Source organism: Vreelandella songnenensis (assembly GCF_003002925.1).
Taxonomy (GTDB): domain Bacteria; phylum Pseudomonadota; class Gammaproteobacteria; order Pseudomonadales; family Halomonadaceae; genus Vreelandella; species Vreelandella songnenensis.
The window spans coordinates 299,978-317,301 of the sequence record NZ_PVTK01000002.1 but is presented as its reverse complement, the minus strand read 5'-3'; the positions used below and the strand labels follow the sequence as shown (position 1 = coordinate 317,301).

Annotated in this window: 13 protein-coding genes; 5 read left to right on the top strand and 8 right to left on the bottom strand. The window is 54.0% G+C overall.

The window, feature by feature from the left end:
- Positions 1-145 precede the first annotated feature (145 nt).
- The 6 genes from B0H98_RS06020 to B0H98_RS05995 are packed head-to-tail and all read right to left on the bottom strand — an operon-like array spanning position 146 to position 9,764.
- The gene (locus tag B0H98_RS06020; RefSeq protein ID WP_106374155.1) at positions 146-2,800 is read right to left on the bottom strand and encodes a tetratricopeptide repeat protein; all 2,655 of its coding nucleotides are present in this window, start codon (positions 2,798-2,800) and stop codon (positions 146-148) included.
- Positions 2,801-2,836: 36 nt separating this feature from the next.
- On the bottom strand, positions 2,837-4,096 hold the full coding sequence (locus tag B0H98_RS06015; RefSeq protein ID WP_106374154.1) for an alginate lyase family protein: 1,260 nt from the start codon (positions 4,094-4,096) through the stop codon (positions 2,837-2,839).
- Positions 4,097-4,131: 35 nt separating this feature from the next.
- Positions 4,132-5,016, bottom strand: coding sequence for a polysaccharide lyase (locus tag B0H98_RS06010; RefSeq protein WP_106374153.1), 885 nt, complete (start codon positions 5,014-5,016; stop codon positions 4,132-4,134).
- Positions 5,006-6,586, bottom strand: coding sequence for a PilZ domain-containing protein (locus tag B0H98_RS06005; protein WP_106374152.1), 1,581 nt, complete (start codon positions 6,584-6,586; stop codon positions 5,006-5,008). Before B0H98_RS06005 ends, B0H98_RS06010 begins: the two co-directional genes overlap by 11 nt.
- 19 nt (positions 6,587-6,605) lie before the next feature.
- A complete protein-coding gene (locus B0H98_RS06000; protein ID WP_106374151.1) occupies positions 6,606-8,408 on the bottom strand; it encodes a glycosyltransferase in 1,803 nt (600 codons plus the stop codon).
- 9 nt (positions 8,409-8,417) lie between these two features.
- Positions 8,418-9,764 (bottom strand): UDP-glucose dehydrogenase family protein, encoded by a 1,347-nt coding sequence (locus B0H98_RS05995; protein ID WP_106374150.1) that lies wholly within the window; start codon positions 9,762-9,764, stop codon positions 8,418-8,420.
- Positions 9,765-10,962: 1,198 nt separating this feature from the next.
- On the opposite strand from B0H98_RS05995, the gene B0H98_RS05990 reads away from it, so the two are divergent.
- Complete coding sequence (locus tag B0H98_RS05990) at positions 10,963-11,439, top strand: LabA-like NYN domain-containing protein (RefSeq protein ID WP_106374247.1); 477 nt, start codon at positions 10,963-10,965, stop codon at positions 11,437-11,439.
- 76 nt (positions 11,440-11,515) lie between these two features.
- On the opposite strand, the gene B0H98_RS05985 is transcribed toward B0H98_RS05990, so the two are convergent.
- Both B0H98_RS05985 and B0H98_RS05980 read right to left on the bottom strand, forming a co-directional pair.
- Positions 11,516-12,259, bottom strand: a complete 744-nt coding sequence (locus tag B0H98_RS05985; protein WP_106374149.1) for a Crp/Fnr family transcriptional regulator — start codon at positions 12,257-12,259, stop codon at positions 11,516-11,518.
- Positions 12,260-12,405: 146 nt separating this feature from the next.
- Positions 12,406-12,852: an Rrf2 family transcriptional regulator gene (locus tag B0H98_RS05980; RefSeq protein WP_106374148.1), complete on the bottom strand. Its 447-nt coding sequence runs from the start codon at positions 12,850-12,852 to the stop codon at positions 12,406-12,408.
- 224 nt (positions 12,853-13,076) lie between these two features.
- On the opposite strand from B0H98_RS05980, the gene B0H98_RS05975 reads away from it, so the two are divergent.
- From B0H98_RS05975 to B0H98_RS05960, 4 genes are all read left to right on the top strand, one after another.
- Positions 13,077-13,511: a DUF488 domain-containing protein gene (locus tag B0H98_RS05975; protein ID WP_106374147.1), complete on the top strand. Its 435-nt coding sequence runs from the start codon at positions 13,077-13,079 to the stop codon at positions 13,509-13,511.
- Between the two features lie 229 nt (positions 13,512-13,740).
- A complete protein-coding gene (locus B0H98_RS05970; RefSeq protein ID WP_208623583.1) occupies positions 13,741-14,208 on the top strand; it encodes an Lrp/AsnC family transcriptional regulator in 468 nt (155 codons plus the stop codon).
- On the top strand, positions 14,138-15,841 hold the full coding sequence (locus tag B0H98_RS05965) for an aminotransferase class V-fold PLP-dependent enzyme (protein ID WP_106374146.1): 1,704 nt from the start codon (positions 14,138-14,140) through the stop codon (positions 15,839-15,841). Before B0H98_RS05970 ends, B0H98_RS05965 begins: the two co-directional genes overlap by 71 nt.
- Positions 15,841-17,310, top strand: a complete 1,470-nt coding sequence (locus B0H98_RS05960; RefSeq protein WP_106374145.1) for an NAD(P)-binding domain-containing protein — start codon at positions 15,841-15,843, stop codon at positions 17,308-17,310. Before B0H98_RS05965 ends, B0H98_RS05960 begins: the two co-directional genes overlap by 1 nt.
- Positions 17,311-17,324: the final 14 nt, after the last annotated feature.

Sequence of the window (17,324 nt, the reverse complement as noted above, 5' to 3'; positions counted from 1 at the left end):
TGATCTTCTTTGCCAGGGCTACCTTGATTAAAAGTTAAGCGTTATCGGGTGAACCCAGTACGCTATCGCACTCAAGGTTGTTCATTGAGGTCGAAAAATCAAGGCGCTGCGCCATTTCTGACGACCCGGTCAGCACGTCACCGGATCATTCTCCAGAGAATGTTTCCAGTTCAATATCGATGTCGGCGAAAGCGTCCTCATCAATTAGCAGGTGGCGTAGCGTTTCGATGGCAAGCTGACCCTCTCTCTCCATCAGATCATTGAGCCATAATAACGCCTGCTGTTGATTGGGGTTCTCAAAGCCACGAGCCAATAGATAGGCCCTGGCCAAAGCGAGGCGGGCACTGCGGTGTCCTTGGCTTGCTGCCTTATAAAGGTAGCCCGCACCGCGGCCGACATCCTTTTCAATGTTAAACCCGTTGAGGTATTCACGGCCGAGGGACGCCTGAGCCCCAGAGTGGCCCCGGCGGGCTGCATCCATGAGTAACTCGTAGCCACGCTGTACATCCTGCGCAATAGCACCTTGACCGCGTATGAGGGCAATACCTAGCTCGGTACGCGCATAGATGGCGCCAGCATCACTAGACTGCTGATACCAGCGCTCGGCTAGTTCGGCATCTTGTTCGACCCCTTTACCGTGCTGATAGGCATCGCCCAGAACGTAGGCGGCATGTGGGTCTCCTGCTGCGGCCGCAGTGCTTAGCAGTTCGAGGCCGCGTGCCACATCTTGTTCGGCGTGTTCGCCGGTCAAGTAGGCTTCACCCAAGTCCTGGCGAGCACCAGCATGTCCTCTGGACGCGGCGGTTTTCAGGTAGTCAATACCGCGCTCACTTTCACCCTGATCGATATACATGCGGCCAAGGGCTGCTCCGGCACCGGCATGTCCTGCCTGATGTGCCTGCTCCAGCCAACTCTCGGCCTGCTCCTGGTCACGACCAACCCCCTCGCCATCGAGATAGGCTTGAGCAAGATCGGCCATGGCGCCCGGATGGCCACTTCTTGCTGCGGCGATAAGCGCATCAATATCGCCTTCAGCACCCAGGTCGCGCTGCACGTAGATGAGCGCATCGGTGGCGGAGGCGTGTCCTGCTTCTTGAGCCTGGGTCAGCCACTGCCTGGCCTTATAGAGGTCGCGCTTGACGCTGCTGCCCTCCCGATAGGCGCGACCCAGCAAGATCATGGCATATTCATTATCTTGTTCGGCAGCTTGGGTTATTAGCCGAATGCCTTGAGAAGAATCGCCCTCCAATGAGCCTTCCAGATAGGCTTCACCTAGGGTGGTCATGGCGGTGGTGTCGCCGGCTTGAGCCGCTTGTGTCAGCCATTCCCTGCCGCGATCAGGCCGTAATGGCAAGACATCGCCGGTCAGGTAGGCCTCGCCGAGAAGACGCATTGCTCCGGTCTGACCTTGAGCGGCAGCATTTTGGAGTAGTTCCTGACCCCGTTCGGGGTTCTTCATCACGCCCCGGCCATATAGATAAGCGGCACCGAGTTGCTGGGTAGCCCATGGATGCCCCAGTTCATGGCCGCGCTCCAGATAGTCGGCGGCGATGGCAGGCTGACTTTCGATCCTCTCGTCATCCATGAATAGCGCACCAAGCTGTGCCAACGCCAGGGGGGCGTCACTCTTTGCCGCTTGTTCGAGCAGATTAATGCCGCGAGGTAGGTCATCAAGGGCTGTCTGCTCTTCGACAAGGGCGCGCCCGAGAATTAACCGAGCATCGTTCGAACCTGACTCAATTGCCTTGCTCAGCCACTGTTCAGCGCGGCTTGGCGCCTCCTGTTGACCATCGTACTCGGACGTTAATAGTGCTTGGCCGAGGTAGGTCATCGCCTCAACGTTCCCCTGCCGTGCGGGCTCTGCCAGTAGAGAGATACCTAGCCGGTACTCGCCGGCATTGATTATCTCTTGCCCAGCCCGGGTTTGGGCGTCCTGGTCGCCTACCTGGGCGGCTTGCTGCAACCACTGAATATGCTGATTGGGTTGGTCATTGAGCAGTCCGTCAGGAGAGTAGAGCGATGCCAACTGAAACATGGCGCTGACATCGCCCTGGCTCGCGTTGGCCTCAAGCTGTCTGGCGTAACGCCGCGCATAAGCGATCGACTGCGTGGGATTTTCTTCCAGCCAGCCGCCGGGTGCATACGCTTTAGCCAGGGCCTGCAGAGCCTGCTCCTTGTTCTGGGAGGCCGCTTGTTCATAAAGCTGTCGGGCAAGCATAGGGTCCGCCTCTACACCTTCGCCGCCTTCAGACAGCAGGTTGGCAAGATCGATTTCTGCTGTCCGATCAAGGTTGGCCTCTTTGGCCTGCCAAAGTAGGTGGTAGGCGAGCACGTCATTACGTTTTACGCCGCGACCTTCTAGATAGAGCTTTGCAAGGTTGAGCGAGGCATGGCCGCGTGTCGAGGAAGGCTTATTGATAGCTTCGCCATACAACCGCGCTGCCTCTGTGAAGTCCTGTTCGACCCCGAGTCCTTGTTCATATAGCTTGGCCATTTCATAAAAGGCAGGTGGCACATAGCGGTCCATCAAGGGATGGAGGTACGCGACGGCTTCATTGAAGCGGCCCTCGTTGATGCGTTCCTGGGAGAGATTGATTGTCTGCCAGTCTGTTCCATCTATACTGGCCTCAGGGCCACGGGAGAACCAGTCAGCATGTTGTGCGGGAACAGGGCCTGCATGTTCTCCTACAGGCGGTCTTTCAGAGGTCATGGCACAGCCAGCAAGCCATGCTGACAAGGTTAAGGCTGCGGTCAGCCGCAGCGTAGGCGTGTATTGAGTCTTGATCGTTGTCCGCTTCATATGCTCCCTGCTGTTCTTATGTGGCGCGGTGCCTGTTCAGTTGTCCAAGCCCTGAAAGACTTCAGTCTCCTGACGCTGTTCGTCCATGCGAATGTGCTCCTGGGCGCCGGGATCCATGAAGTAAAAAGTGACGGGGCCTCCCGCACTGCGGCTATAGGTGGGTCGTGCCCGGGTAATGAGGCTGGCCATACCTTCGTGCTCGAAGTGCGAAAGGTAAATCTCCATCCAGGTGAAGTACTGTGGGTCACTCAGGAAGTCTGTGTACTGTTCACGTGGCGCGTAATCGCCTAACGCTTCTGGATCATCAAGGATCTGGAACAGGTAGCCGACGCCTTCATGAATGTTGCTGTCCTCGACTTCCAGATTGAAGATGTCGTAGCCCTGGCGATGAATGATCTGCATATTGGGGATGAGATAACTGAGTGCATAGTTCTGGTAATGAATAGCGCGTCGTCCGCGATTCACCTCAAGGGGAAGAGCGCCGTCCTCGGTCATGTCGTGCAGGGCCGAGTAAATAGCGCTAACACCAAAACGGAACAGGTCGTTGTCTTCGGCCAGCACGCCAATCATGGTGGCGTACAACGCGCGACGATATAAATGGTTATTACAGCAACTCTGCTGCGCAATGCCTGGCACTGCCGAATGCTCCCGGGCCAGACGTTGCAACCACAGTTCGATGTCGGACCGTTCTTCTTCAAGACCATCGATGTAAGGGCGTACAATTGAGTAAGCCATGGCCGCCGCGAACAACATCGACTCAGAGGCAAACCAGGCTTGCGGTTGCGCCGGTTCATAGACAAAGTCAGTCATGGCTTCGGCCTCGGCCCAATGATGCAAGTAATGCACCAGGCATTCGGCATAGTAAATGTCTCCACTTGCCACGAAAGCGCCAGCCAGGTTCGATACGCTATCCTCGAAAGCGAATAATGGCCGGGTAGCTAGCTCCCATTCTCTGGGACTGGGATAGAAACCGGGTATCGCTCCCCGCGTAGTGATGGGCTCCGCGTTGATTTTTTGACGACAACTGGGGCCTATCGAGAGCTGGTCTCTCAACTGCAGCAAAATCGTGCTATCGGTTTGCTCAAGCAGCGCCATACGCGCTTTTACGTCAAAATAGCTGGCATTCGTATCAGTGACGCGATATTCGGAAAGGTCAATGCTTAGCCGCGCTTCTCTCGAGAGGGTGTCATCCAGGTTTATATTGGCTGACAGGTCGGCACTGCCCATTGCCATCAAGGCAACAGGCAATGCAAAAAGAAATCGTGCGGAAAGCCCTTTTGCTAAGGCAAGAGGCATGATCGTTATTACTCCAACAGCGCTAGTACTTGCGCTCAAGATCTTGAGGTATAAAAGCGAAAGCTAGCAAAATCAACGTGCTGGTCGCGTGGAGTGCGCCAGCCTTCTCCGGTTCCGCCAAAGAAAGTGGAGAACATCAAGCCTTCAATAGTGATGTCTGATGTAGTACGAAAGACAATATTCGACTGCTCCAGCACAGGTTGGCCGTCGATCCAGACCCGAGCGACACCGTTCTCCTGGTGAGGGTCGTTAAGCAGAATTTCCTGTTCGATGGTGATCCATGAGCCGGCCGGGTAGCGCCAAAAGCCACGACCTACTGATTCTCCTTCGAAGTCGACCACGTAAGGGTAGAGCTCACCTTCACCATCCTCGCGCCACATCAAGCGCATGGAGAAACCGTTCTCGCCATCGACGCTCTCGCCGCCAGAGGGGGCTTCACCTCCGTATAACCCTGGCAGCTTGCCTCCTTTCACGAAGTCGAAGTCGGAAGGGAAGCGCACCTTATAGCTCAGGCAGGCACGCTCAGCGTCCTGGAAGGAAAAAGGATCGCTGTAGAAACCGGCCCCGCCGAGAGGCTCCTCACCTGGTGAAGAGCTCCCTGCAGGATAGTGGACGCGCAGGCCAGCTTCATTGATGCCGGTATCTTGAGCAGTCAAGCGTTCTACGTTCTCTTTGGTCCCCCAGTCCCGGGTGGTATTAAACGTCTGGCGAATGGCGTTATGAGCGTCTTCGGTGGGCGCGAGGCTCGGGGCTTCAGCCAGGGCATAACGCTGAGAGCAAGGTTCCACTTGAGGGGTGCTCACGACGGCAAACTCTGCTTCATCGGCATTGCCGACCGCGAACGGCAGCAGCGTTAGCACGCTCAATAGCAGATTCTTGTGCCGTAACGCGATAAATGGGTGTGGGTATTTACCCTTCATCGTTGGCTCCATCGGTATCACTCCCGTATTCGTTGGCTCCATCCCGATCCATGCCAAAGAGGTTATTACTGGACTGGGTAATCCAATTCACGCCTTGCCATATTTTTTCGGAGACGATACTCAGCAGCTGTGTTTCGCTAAAGCGAACGTCTATTGGCTGGCCGACGCTCTCTGGAGGCAGGGGTTCCTCTGGAAGGAGCAGTACACTGGCCACGTTCTGCTGCTGGCGTACCCAGCTCGGGAAACCGGCACGGGGCTGAGATTCAATATCAAGGGCGACATTACGCACTTGGGCGCGAATCGGTTGAGTGGCATTGGGCAGTGTGACGTAGGCCTGGTGATTGGGCCGGATGCGGCTAATGTCATTCATGTGCACCAGTGCCTCGACCATCACGTCATCTTCCTCGGTACGAATCAGGGTCATGATCCGTTCGCTCTTGTCGATATAGACCCCGGAGGCACTACTCAGCGCCCAGGCCACGCGGCAGTCACAGGGGCTGTATATTTCGTTACTGGCCTGCATTGCTTTAAGGGCGGCAAGACGCGAGTTCTCGAAATCGCGCACTTGCTCGAACTGTTCGATACGTGCCCGAGCGATATCCGGCGAGACTGTCTCGAAGGTAGTAGTGTCGCCGCCAGCTGGCCGTGCGGAGTTGGCTAAGCTGATCTCTTGGGTATCATCTTCAAGATAGCCACGTAGATTCTCAACCAGTTGGTTGTTATAGCTGAGTGCCGCTTCTGCCAGGATCAGCTCTGATTCAAGGTCGCTATTGATCACATTGGTCAATAACTGGTCGCGCTCGATCAGATCACCCACCGTGAAGCCGTGTTCGCCAAGTACTCCCGAGCTGGGGGCGCGGATATCGATACGCGGTGCCGTCACAGCGGCGAAGCGGGGCTCAATCAGGACGAAGTTGCGATAAGCCGTCGCTGCAGCTACCAACACCAACAGTCCGATTGCAAGGAATAAAAGAATGTAGCGTCCGATCGGCTTTGGGGGGCGCTTGGAGGGCGCTGTCTGGGTTGCCTGCCGCTTGCGGGGCGTCTGTGGATCTTCGCTGGCCATCTGGCCTTCAATATTGGGCGAACGTCCACTCAACCAGCTGAGAATGATTTGGCGTAGCGACTCACGGTGTTGTGGAGCCATCTCGCTGAACTTGAATCGGACGTCATAGCCATTGCCGTTCTCTCGTGGAACGGAGTCAACGCATTCGGCCTTGGCCGCTACAACGACGTCAAAGGTGCCCGCCGCCATAATCAGTGAAACGGAAACACGCTCGCCAGGTTCAAAAGCACGTTCACTTTGGGCAGAAAATCCGCCAAGGGAGACATCATTGCCGTCCAGCTCGGTATCGTTATCGGCGAGGGTCACTCGAAACATTGTCGCAACCCGGATATGGCCCCTTTCGTCGCGTTTCTCATGCTGGAGTAGGCTATCCTGGGTCATGCGCTCGTTTTCTTGATCGACGCTTTCCGAAGATGAAAATGCGCCACTGTTCGCCCGTTGCTGCTTTTCGTCGGGAGTGGATTCATGCCGGCTGTGGGCAGCTCTTAAATGATCGTCTTTCATCCGTAGATTGCTCCTTGCGTCAGGGATGAGTCGGAGACAACTTGTGGGAAGTCGTAGGCTCGATCCAGAGCCTTTCATTGCACTTGGTATCCAATAACACTATTAACTTGACCTGTTGACTGGTCTGCGTGATGGAGCTGTGTTGCATGCCCTTTATCAGGTCGCCTTCCACAAGAAAATAGTCTGGGGGCAACTGAGCCGGAGCACAGGCTGAGTCGGTATGATTTGTGTCGAGCGAACGATCTAGACGTTGGGAACCATGGTCACCCCCCAATACTTGATCGATAACGATATGCATGGTGGTCCGGTCCGGAAGCATTGTGTTGCCGGTCGAGACAACCAGGATGAATAGAAGAGCGCCATAGACGAAACCATGCAATACATGTCCAATGCGCCGTTGTCTGCGCACCGCTATCGGGTCGTCTGGCTCGCCAGCAGAGATGCCCTGGCGCGACCATTGCTGACGATTGAAGCGAAAGCTGACATAGGTTTTGAGAATTGCGCCCCAAACCTGATTGTAATAAATCAGCGGAATCCACAGCAGGCTGAAACGCCCGCGTTGCCACGCCAGAATCGACACGGCAAGGCCGCGAGTAAACATGATCCACAGTACGTAGGTGAAGAAAAACGAAGGCCTTATGGACAGCGTTACCACGGTAACCACAGTGGGTCCCACCAGGGTCGTCCACATGGAGATACGCTGGTCGACCAGGCTCCACCAGGCGAACATGCCCATAGGGCGGGGGCCCAACGCGATTGCGCGATTGCTTATGCGTAGCATGTTGCCAAACCAGCGCCGCATCAAATCAGTGGATGAAGCAAAGAAGCGATGCCGGTCAGGCAGCTCTTCGAATCCCGTCACGAAGACATCAGGAACGTAGAGCATTGACCAGCCGTTCTTCAGCAGCCAATACCATGAAGACTTATCATCACCTGACAGAAACTTGAAACTACCGAAGCGCCAGTGATCGATATGGTCGCTCTCGATCAGTTCAATGAAGTCCGGTTGAATGGCGAGGTCGGTACGAAAAACGCTGTAACGGCCTGTGAGGACTAAAAGACGCCGCGATAGCGACATCGAACTCATCATTAGGTGGCGTTGTGCATAGCGCAGGTCGTACCATTCACGGGTGACGTCATTACCAGTCACTTGGGCATTGTTATTGGTCGTCAGCGCTCCCAGATCGTCCTGGGCAATAAAGAAGGAAAGCGTGCGAGACAGGGTGTTGGGCTCAATGAGAATATCGCCGTCCATTGAGACGAGCAGCGATCCTGGCGCTGGCAGGCTTCTCGAGATCGCCCGTAGCACCTCGGCCATAGCCGAACGCTTGCCGTCTCCTTTCTGAAACATGTAGCGCACGCTCACATTCTTCGGCCAGTCATTGGCATCCAGAACGTGAGTAATGATATCCACATCGGTACGGTCCGAAACAGAAGCGAAGATCGTCGTTGGTACACCGTATTGATGGGCTTCCCGTATCAAGGCATCGTAGACCTGAAAGTTGACGCGCTCATCGATACGATAAGAGGTGCAAAGCACAAATAATTCGGGTGGCCGGTGTTCCGCTTCATCGGCCTCTGCACGCAAGCTCGGAAATACAACCCGGTTGTATAAAAGCGAGCGTACGGCCTGTACCGCCCACCACGAGTATCGCCAGATGGCGATCACTCCAATGATAAAAAAGAAGCTCTGTGACCCGGGCGAGAATACATCCGCAGGCAGCTCTCTGATGACGAAAATCAGCAATGTCAAACCGAACACAAAAGTGGTCAGCTCCGTAATGCGACTGGCAGTGGAGTGCTTACGGCGAGTAGCAGACATTGGAATGCCTCAAGCCTGAGCGGAGTGCACGGATTCACCCCGGCCGATGGCGTAGTAGGCAAGCCCTGCAGCCTTGACGGTCTCGGGATGGAAGAGATTACGGCCATCGACAACAACAGGCTCAAGTAGCGTCTTACTTAGTCGCGAGAAGTCGACGGTGCGAAAGGCTTTCCACTCGGTGCAGATGACCAGTGCATGGGCGCCTTCAAGCGTATCATCGCGTTGCTCGGCAAGGACCAAATCATCACGCTCTCCGTAGATGCGACGACACTCGTCGCTAGCCTCCGGATCAAACGCCTGAACTCGCGCGCCAGCGTCCCACAAGGCTTCTATCAGGGCTCTACTGGGAGCCTCGCGCATATCATCGGTGTTAGGCTTAAAAGCGAGCCCCCACACGGCAATGGTCTTGCCTGCCAATTGACCATCGAAAGCTTGAAAGAGTTTTTCAAACAACTTGTTCTTCTGCTGAGTATTGACCTGTTCCACCGCCTTGATGATATGAGCGGGCTGGCCAATTTCTTCGGCGGTATGGGCCAGGGCCCTTACATCTTTGGGAAAGCAGGAACCACCATAGCCACAGCCGGGGTAGATGAAACTGTAACCAATGCGCGGGTCAGACCCGATGCCATTGCGAACTTCTTCGATCTCGGCGCCGAGATGCTCGGCAAGATTGGCGACTTCGTTGATAAAACTTATTTTGGTCGCAAGCAGTGCATTTGCAGCGTACTTGGTTAATTCGGCACTGCGCACACCCATGAACATCAGCTTGTCGCGCTGGCGATTGTAAGGGCCATAACATGCTCGCATGGCTTCTTTAACGCGCTCGGATTCGGTGCCGACAATAATTCGAGAGCCGCGCGAAAAGTCCTCGATTGCCGCACCCTCCTTGAGGAATTCTGGGTTCGAACAAACGTCGAACTCAAGGTCGAGCCCTCGTTTCTCAAGCTCGACAGCAACTGCACGCTCCACTTTTCCAGCGGTGCCTACGGGCACAGTCGATTTATCAACGATGATCTTGTAATCATCCATGTGCTGCCCGATTGTCTCACCAACCTTAAGGACGTACTTGAGATCGGCGCTGCCATCTTCGTCGGAAGGGGTGCCGACGGCGATGAACTGGAGCAACCCGAATTTGACGGCTTCTGCGGCATCAGAGGTGAAATTCAACCGACCAGCGGCCTGATTTTCGCGTATCAAACGCTCCAAACCTGGCTCAAAAATCATTACTTCGCCAGCTTGCAGCCTGGACACTCTATCCTTGTCAACATCAACGCAGACAACCTCGTGGCCGACGTCGGCTAAACAGGCTCCCGTTACAAGGCCTACATAACCACAACCAAAAATACTAATTTTCATCTTCCCTGCTCCCTCATGTCTTTATTAAAACGACATTCCATGTTTTTTCGTCAGTAGATGCTTCATGCCCTGACGGTAAAGACCTATGACATAGATATCAGCATTCTAATCTAGCTTAACCAACGATTCTTGCGCTTAAGATGTTGGTAGAAAGTTCGTGAATGGTGCTTTTTAGTCTTTTTTAAGCGCTCATGACGTCTTGTTGAGATAAATACACGATCAGCTTAAATGATGCTGATTTGCCTCTCTGTGCGCTAGCGAACATAGAATTTAATCAGACAAAATTTGATTAGTACAGGGTGTTGATTTTTTGAAAATTTAGGCCTGAAATAAGCTTGGTAAAAAAATCTATTAAGTTTTATGTGAGCTGAAAATTGCTCTAATGATAGCGGGTTTGATCGTCATAGGTAATTTTGAGAGTAGGTGAAATTGACCTAGCTACACATCATGCTGAAGGATTAATTACGAGTCATTGAACGACCCATGTCCGATTAATAAGAACATCAACGATCTCTTTGGTCATCAATTCAGGTGGTCCGAAAGGCTTGTAGAAGATTGTTATTACAATATTTTCTGTCTGCCCTGTGGCAGTAAGGAGCATGGATAACGTGGCTTTCTGGAAGAACCTGATATTGAGCCGGAGCTAGGCGCTGCTCGCAAGGCTAACGATAAACAGGATTTTTTTACCGTCTACATTGTATTGGTCTTGTCAAATTTATTTTCTTTACTTATGTTATTTTTTATAATCAAGCGCTTTAATTTTCGTTCGGTATAGGTAAAGGCATAGGTAGATTTTTTAATTAATATTATCAAGAATTGAAACGCTAATGTCATATTAAAAGGGTGGTTTGTATTGGAGTATGTAGTTTTATTTGTAGTCCTTGTCAAATTTATTTGAAGCAAAATCTGGATTAACTCTACCGTGCTATTGTTCCTGCATTGCTTAGTCCGCTACTAACTTGTCATGCTATTTTTGCGCAGTGCTTTTGAAATAGGGCTTTTTTAAATAACACTTTTGTGTAGACTATTCGAGTAGCCTTGTCGAATAGTAATGTTTTATATCTTGCGTTCGCCTCTGTGCTTTACTTCAAGGAAATGGTTTGCTGATTTGCTTAGCGGTTCGTGCTGACAAAATATGTTGCCACGGTAGAGCCAGTGTTAAGGTATTCGGCTGCTCCCTATGAAAACGATCCTGCTCATGGAAAAAGTAGCCATATTTGTTGATGTACAGAACGTCTATTACACGGTGCGTGACGCGTACGGCAAGCATTTTGATTACAACCGTTTCTGGGCGCAGGTAACCGCCGGTAGAGAGGTGGTGAAGGCATTTGCGTACGCGATTGACCGAGGCGACCAGAAGCAGCGCGAATTTCAGCGCATTCTCCGGACTATCGGCTTTGAGGTTAAGTTAAAACCGTTTATCCAGCGTGCGGATGGGTCGGCAAAAGGGGATTGGGATGTGGGGATCACCTTGGACGCCATCGAGTATGCTCAAAAGGCGGACGTCATCGTGCTGGTGTCCGGTGATGGCGATTTCGACCTTCTGGCGAACAAGATTCGAGAAGTGCATGGCCGTCTTGTAGAGGTGTATGGCGTACCTGCACTAACAGCGGCTTCGCTAATTAATGCCGCCAGCACGTTTCAGCCTATCGATCAGACGCTTTTACTGCGTTGAACGGCTACACGAGAGCAACGAGCCGGTCCAGGCAGCAGAAAGCGTCGGTCGTGGCCGGCGCTTTCTTTGTCAAATTTCAGGCGGGCACTTCCTGCTTGATATGCAGATAAAGCGGATCGAATTCGCCAGCCTGCTGAATTTTTTCCCAGTCAGGAAGGGTGACCTGATGTTTATGAGTGCTTATCAAGCCATCGCTGCGCAGCGCCTGCAGAACTCGGTTGGCGTGTACTGGAGTAATGCCGGTGGCATCGGCAAGCTCTGCCTGGGTAACGGGCATCTCGAAGCTTTGCCCATCGGCCAATCCCACCGCTTTGAGGCGCAGCATGATTTCGCAAATAAGATGCGCGACGCGTGAATAGGCGTCTCGCTGTCCAATGTTCAACAACCACTCGCGAAAGATGGACGAATGCACCAGCGTTTCCCGCCATAAAGCAGCGGCCAGGCGAGGGTAGCGCTCACACAGCTGATACAGGTCCGTATGCTTGATAAAGCCAAGCTTGCAGGGTGTGATCGATGAAATATTGATATCCAGCACCTGTAGATGCAGGCTTTGCAGGTCAGGAACGTCGCCAGGAACGTGAATCGCAATTATCTGACGTTTTCCCTCGGCGGAAACCTTATGAACGCAGGTAAAGCCCTCAACGATCAGAAAGCACTGGCTGGGTTGATCGCCGACTCTGACGATATCCTGATTCGTGCCGATGTCCCTGGTCTGGATCGATAGTTCCTGAAGCGCCTGCTCTTCCTCGCTCGTCAGCTTGAAGATGCTTTCCAGCTTACGAATCATCATATCGTTGGGGGAGTGGGGAGCTGTCATCATGTCTGGTTCCATAGCTTGCGAAATATCTGGATAAACCCTCATGGGTTAAGCCCATGAATATAGCTGGCAGTGTGCAAGAGTCTAACGCATTTCACCTGTATCAAAAGTAGGCTGCTTATTGCCCCCAGATCTCAAGATTTGAACCGCTAGAGCTGCTCGGCGGGGATTTTCATCAGCGAGGCCAGTCGGGTATGCCGTCCTTCGAGTAAGTCTGCCAGGGTGTAGTCATCCAGCACGCTCAGGAATGCTTCAAGCGCATCGTTGAGTATCGGCTTTAGGCGACATGATGGCGTAATCACGCAGGCATTGTCGTCACGAAAACACTCGACTAATGCCATTTCCTGCTCGGTGTCGCGCACCAGGGCGCCCAGGCGGATATCGCCAGCTGCTCGATTGAGCCACAACCCGCCATGCTTGCCGCGAATTGCTTTAAGGTACTCTTTTTGATGTAATTCCTGGACAATTTTCATCAGGTGATTGCGCGAGATCGAGAACGCCTCGGCAATTTCCGTGATAGTGGCGCGCTCGTCACCCTTGGTCGCCAGGTACAGCAGAACGCGAATCGAATAATCGGTAAAGCGGGTTAAATGCATGGGCTGCCGGGGGAGGAGTCAAAAAGGTATTGTACGGCGTTTAATCAGCGTGGGAAATGCGCTTACCGCCTGCCATGCGGTTTGTCATATATCGGCGCGCCTGATCAGCGTATACATTCATTAACCCAAGGTAGATAAATTGCCTGACGGTGGGTTTAGCATGCACAAAGGCTATAGAGTGCTTGAATATGTCAGTGCATGTAAAACTGTTTCAGGGAGGTCGTATGCGCTATGAAATAGCCCTCAAGCGAGTCTATTTCGCTGCTGAAGAAGATGACGGTGCGCGCATTCTGGTCGACCGATTATGGCCGCGTGGCAAGGAGCGTGGCTCGCTTTCATTGACCGAGTGGTACCGTGATGCGGCGCCGTCGTCGTCGCTGCGGCGTGACTACCATCAAGGCAAGATCAGCGAAGCCTCGTTTCAGACCCGCTACCGGCTGGAACTCAAGGAGTCTGCCGATGCGCTTATTCCGCTGATGCGCTACGCCCGGCAGGGAAAACTGACGCTATTGACGGCAACGCGCTCGCTTCCTGATTCACATCTTCCGCTGCTGCGCGAGGCCTTGATTCACGCGCTTGATGAAGAAGACCAGAGTGACCAGGAGCTGGCTTCGTCACCCTGTTATCTTGGGGATTTCCCTCAAGGTACTCAACCTTGAAGTGGGTTATAGAGAGCATGTTGATTTAATAGGTTATTAATTTAAACCTTTTATTAATCGATTATCACCGGAGTGCAAGCTGATGCCAGCTTGCACTTTTTTTGTGCCGTGTAATAAGCGGTGTGCTTTATAAAGGGGCGAAATTAAAGCGAAAAAATATTCTTCTCACTAGAGGATTTTTGGTGATTGTGAAAATATATTCCTACATTGCCTGGTTGGAGGAAATAAATTGCTTATTGATCGCTTTGATTTGAAAATTATTGAACAGCTTCAGCGTAATGATAACCTTTCGATAGCCCAGCTTGCAGAAGGTATCGGGCTTTCGGTGACTCCCTGCTGGCGGCGCATTCAGCGTCTTGAAAAGGAAGGAGTGATTGAAAAGAGAATCGCCGTCTTAAACCCTGAAAAGCTCAATCTCGGCCTGACTGTTTTCGTGATGATCAAGACCGATAAACATAACCAGGCCTGGCTGGATGCCTTCAAGGAGGCTGTCCAGTCGTTCCCCGAAGTCATGGAAGTCAATCGGCTGGCAGGGGAGTTTGATTACTTGCTCAAGGTCATTACGCGCGATAACCAGTCGTTTGATGCCTTTTACAAAAGGCTCATCGCAAAAATAGAGCTCAGTAATGTCACATCATGCTTCTCAATGGAACAAGTCAAAAAAACCACCGAGCTTCCACTCGGGAACGTCCTCTGACTGGATCAGTTATATTCGTGAGGAAGTGATTGGCGAAGGGGCGGCGATCACCGGACCTTTTGGCGCGCGGCCGCTGCTCTACGCGGATTATACTGCCTCAGGCCGTGCGCTGGGCGTGGTCGAAGACGCTCTGCGTTTCAAGGTACTGCCGTTCTACGCCAATACCCATACTGAAACCTCTTATACCGGTAAAACCACGACCTATTACCGTGAAGCCGCACGTCACGCGGTAAGCCGCTCGGTCGGTGCCAACGACGATTACGCAATCATCTTTGCAGGCGCCGGGGCAACTTCCGCCATCAATCGCTGCAGCCAGATTCTGGAGCTCCACAACTGTCCGGCGGCTTCGGCAGAGGCTAGGCCCGTGGTCTTCATCGGCCCTTTCGAGCATCACTCCAATGATCTTGTCTGGCGTGAATGCGATGTGGATCTGGTACGTATTCCGCTTTGCAGCCGCGGTGTTCCCTGCCTTGATACTCTGGCCCGCGAGCTTGAAGCCTACGCCGAACGCGATACCAGGATCGTGGCATTCTCGGCGGCCTCCAATGTGACCGGGATCAAGACCGACGTGGCGGCGCTGGCGCGGCTGGTTCATCAGCATGATGGCATCGTACTGGTTGATTACGCGGCAAGCGGTCCCTACGTCGACATCAACGTGGCTGGCACGGGCACCGGTGATCATCTGGACGCCATCTTTCTGTCGCCGCACAAGTTTGTCGGTGGGCCGGGTAGCTCCGGCGTGCTGGTGATGCGCAAGGCGCTGTGCCGTAACGCCAAGCCCTCGGTGGCCGGTGGGGGAACGGTGTCCTACGTCACTGCCCACCAGCACCGTTACGTCAGCAGCATTCAGCGTCGTGAAGAGGCGGGTACACCGGGCATTCTGGGCGATATTCGTGCAGGGCTTGCGTTTCGTATCAAGGACCTGGTGGGTGTCCATGCAATAGAAGCCCGCGAAAGCGAACTTGTAGAGATGGCCATGACCCGCTGGAACGCGGTCAGCAATATCCACCTGTTGGGCTCATTGAGCGCCTCTCGGCTGGCCATTTTCTCGTTTAACGTCAGCGCTGGCGGGCGCGAGATTCACCATAACCTGATCGTGGCGATGCTTAACGACCTGTTTGGCATTCAGGCCCGGGGCGGCTGTTCCTGCGCTGGTCCCTATGGGCATGAGTTGCTTTCGATCGATGAAAAAACTGCCGCTGAGCACGAGGATTTAGTCCAAACGGGAAGAAGCTTATACCGTCCAGGTTGGGTAAGAGTCGGTTTTAATTTCTTTTTTAGCAATGAGGCGGCTAACTATGTAATATCGGCTGTCGAATTTATTGCGCGGTATGCCCCGGTGCTAATGAAGCTGTACTCCGTGGATGAACATAGCGGTGTATGGCATGTACGCTCCCAAGATGCATCCCCGGCACCTGTCGACCTTCTGGATACGCTGCTGTTCCAGGAGATACCGCAAGAGCAGGCGGTGCTGGAGCAGGCCGATGACTATTTTGCCAAGGCCCATGAGCTTGTAGAGCAGGCCAGGGCAATGCCATTGGCCGATGACGTGCATGCGGAAGTACCCGTTCGTTGGTTCTGGTGGCCGCACGAAGCGGAGCAGGCTCTCCAGGCACAAATCGAGAAAACGTAATGACGATGACTCCTTCACTGGCTGGCGCCGGTCTTGATGCGCTGAACACTCGCGTTCAATACGACCTGGCGTGTCTGAATATTCCACCGACCAGCTGGGTGCCCGAGCGCACCGCCGATGATGGCCAGTCCGTGCACGATGTCGTGATTATCGGCGGCGGGCAGTGTGGCCTGGTGGCGGCCTTTGCGCTGCTGTCAGGCGGTATTCGTAATATCCGTATCTTCGACCGCAACCCGGCGGGACTTGAAGGCCCCTGGCTCAACTACGCCCGTATGGAAACCCTGCGCTCGCCCAAGACGCTGCCGGGGCCAAGCTATGGGTTTGCATCGCTGACGTTTCGCGCCTGGTATGAAGCACAGTTCGGCACTCAGGCGTGGGAAGCGCTGGACAAGATTCCGCGTCCGACCTGGATGGCTTACCTGAACTGGTACCGCCAAGTGTTGAAGCTTCCGGTCGAGAACGACGTGAAAGTGGAGCATGTCACACCAGAGGGCGATCTTTTAAGGCTTGAGCTTTCAGGTGAAGGCGCGCCTGCCCAGACAGTGCTTACCCGCAAGCTGATAATGGCCACCGGCCGCGAAGGCACCGGAGCGCCCAAGATCCCCGGCTTTGTCGAAAATCTGCCGGCCAATACCTGGGCTCACTCGGCCGACGAGATCGACTTTGCACGCCTGAAGGGCAAGCGGGTGGTCGTGATTGGTGTGGGTGCTTCCGCGGTGGATAACGCCGCCGAGGCGCTCGAGCACGGCGCCGGCGAAGTGCGCTTTCTGATTCGTCGCCAGCAGATGCCGTTGATCAATAAAATGATGGGTATCGGCTCGTTCGGCTTTACTCACGGCTACGCCGGCTTACCCGATGCATGGCGCTGGCGCATCATGCACTATTCGTTTGCTACCCAGACGCCGCCGCCCAGAGGCTCCACACTGCGCGTCAGCCGTCATGCCAACGCTCATTTTCACTTTGGCTGTGGTGTCAAAAGCGTGCGCATGGAAGGCGAGGAGATTGTCATCGATACCCAGCAGGGGGCAGTGCGCTGCGACTATCTGATTCTGGGAACCGGTTTTGAAATCGACCCGTTGGCACGTACCGAGCTTGCCGGCTACGCCGATCGCATCCTGCTATGGCGTGACCGTTACCAGCCGCCGGCGGAGCTCGAGAATGAAGAGCTTGGCAAGTTTCCCTATGTGGGCCGCGATTTTGCCTTTCAGGAGCGCGAGCCGGGTTCGGCGCCGTGGCTTGGCAATATTCACTGCTTCAACTACGGCGCCACCGTCAGCCTGGGCAAGGTCAGTGGGGACATTCCCGGTATCAGCGAAGGGGCGAGCTGGCTGGCAGGGGCCATTGCATCCAACCTGTACCGCGAAGATGCCGAACTGCACTGGCAGCGTCTTGAGCAGTACGACACGCCTGAACTGCTGGGCGATGAGTGGGCAGCCTCGCCGCTTCCCGACCAAACGGCCAACGCCTGACGCGGCGTATTGAA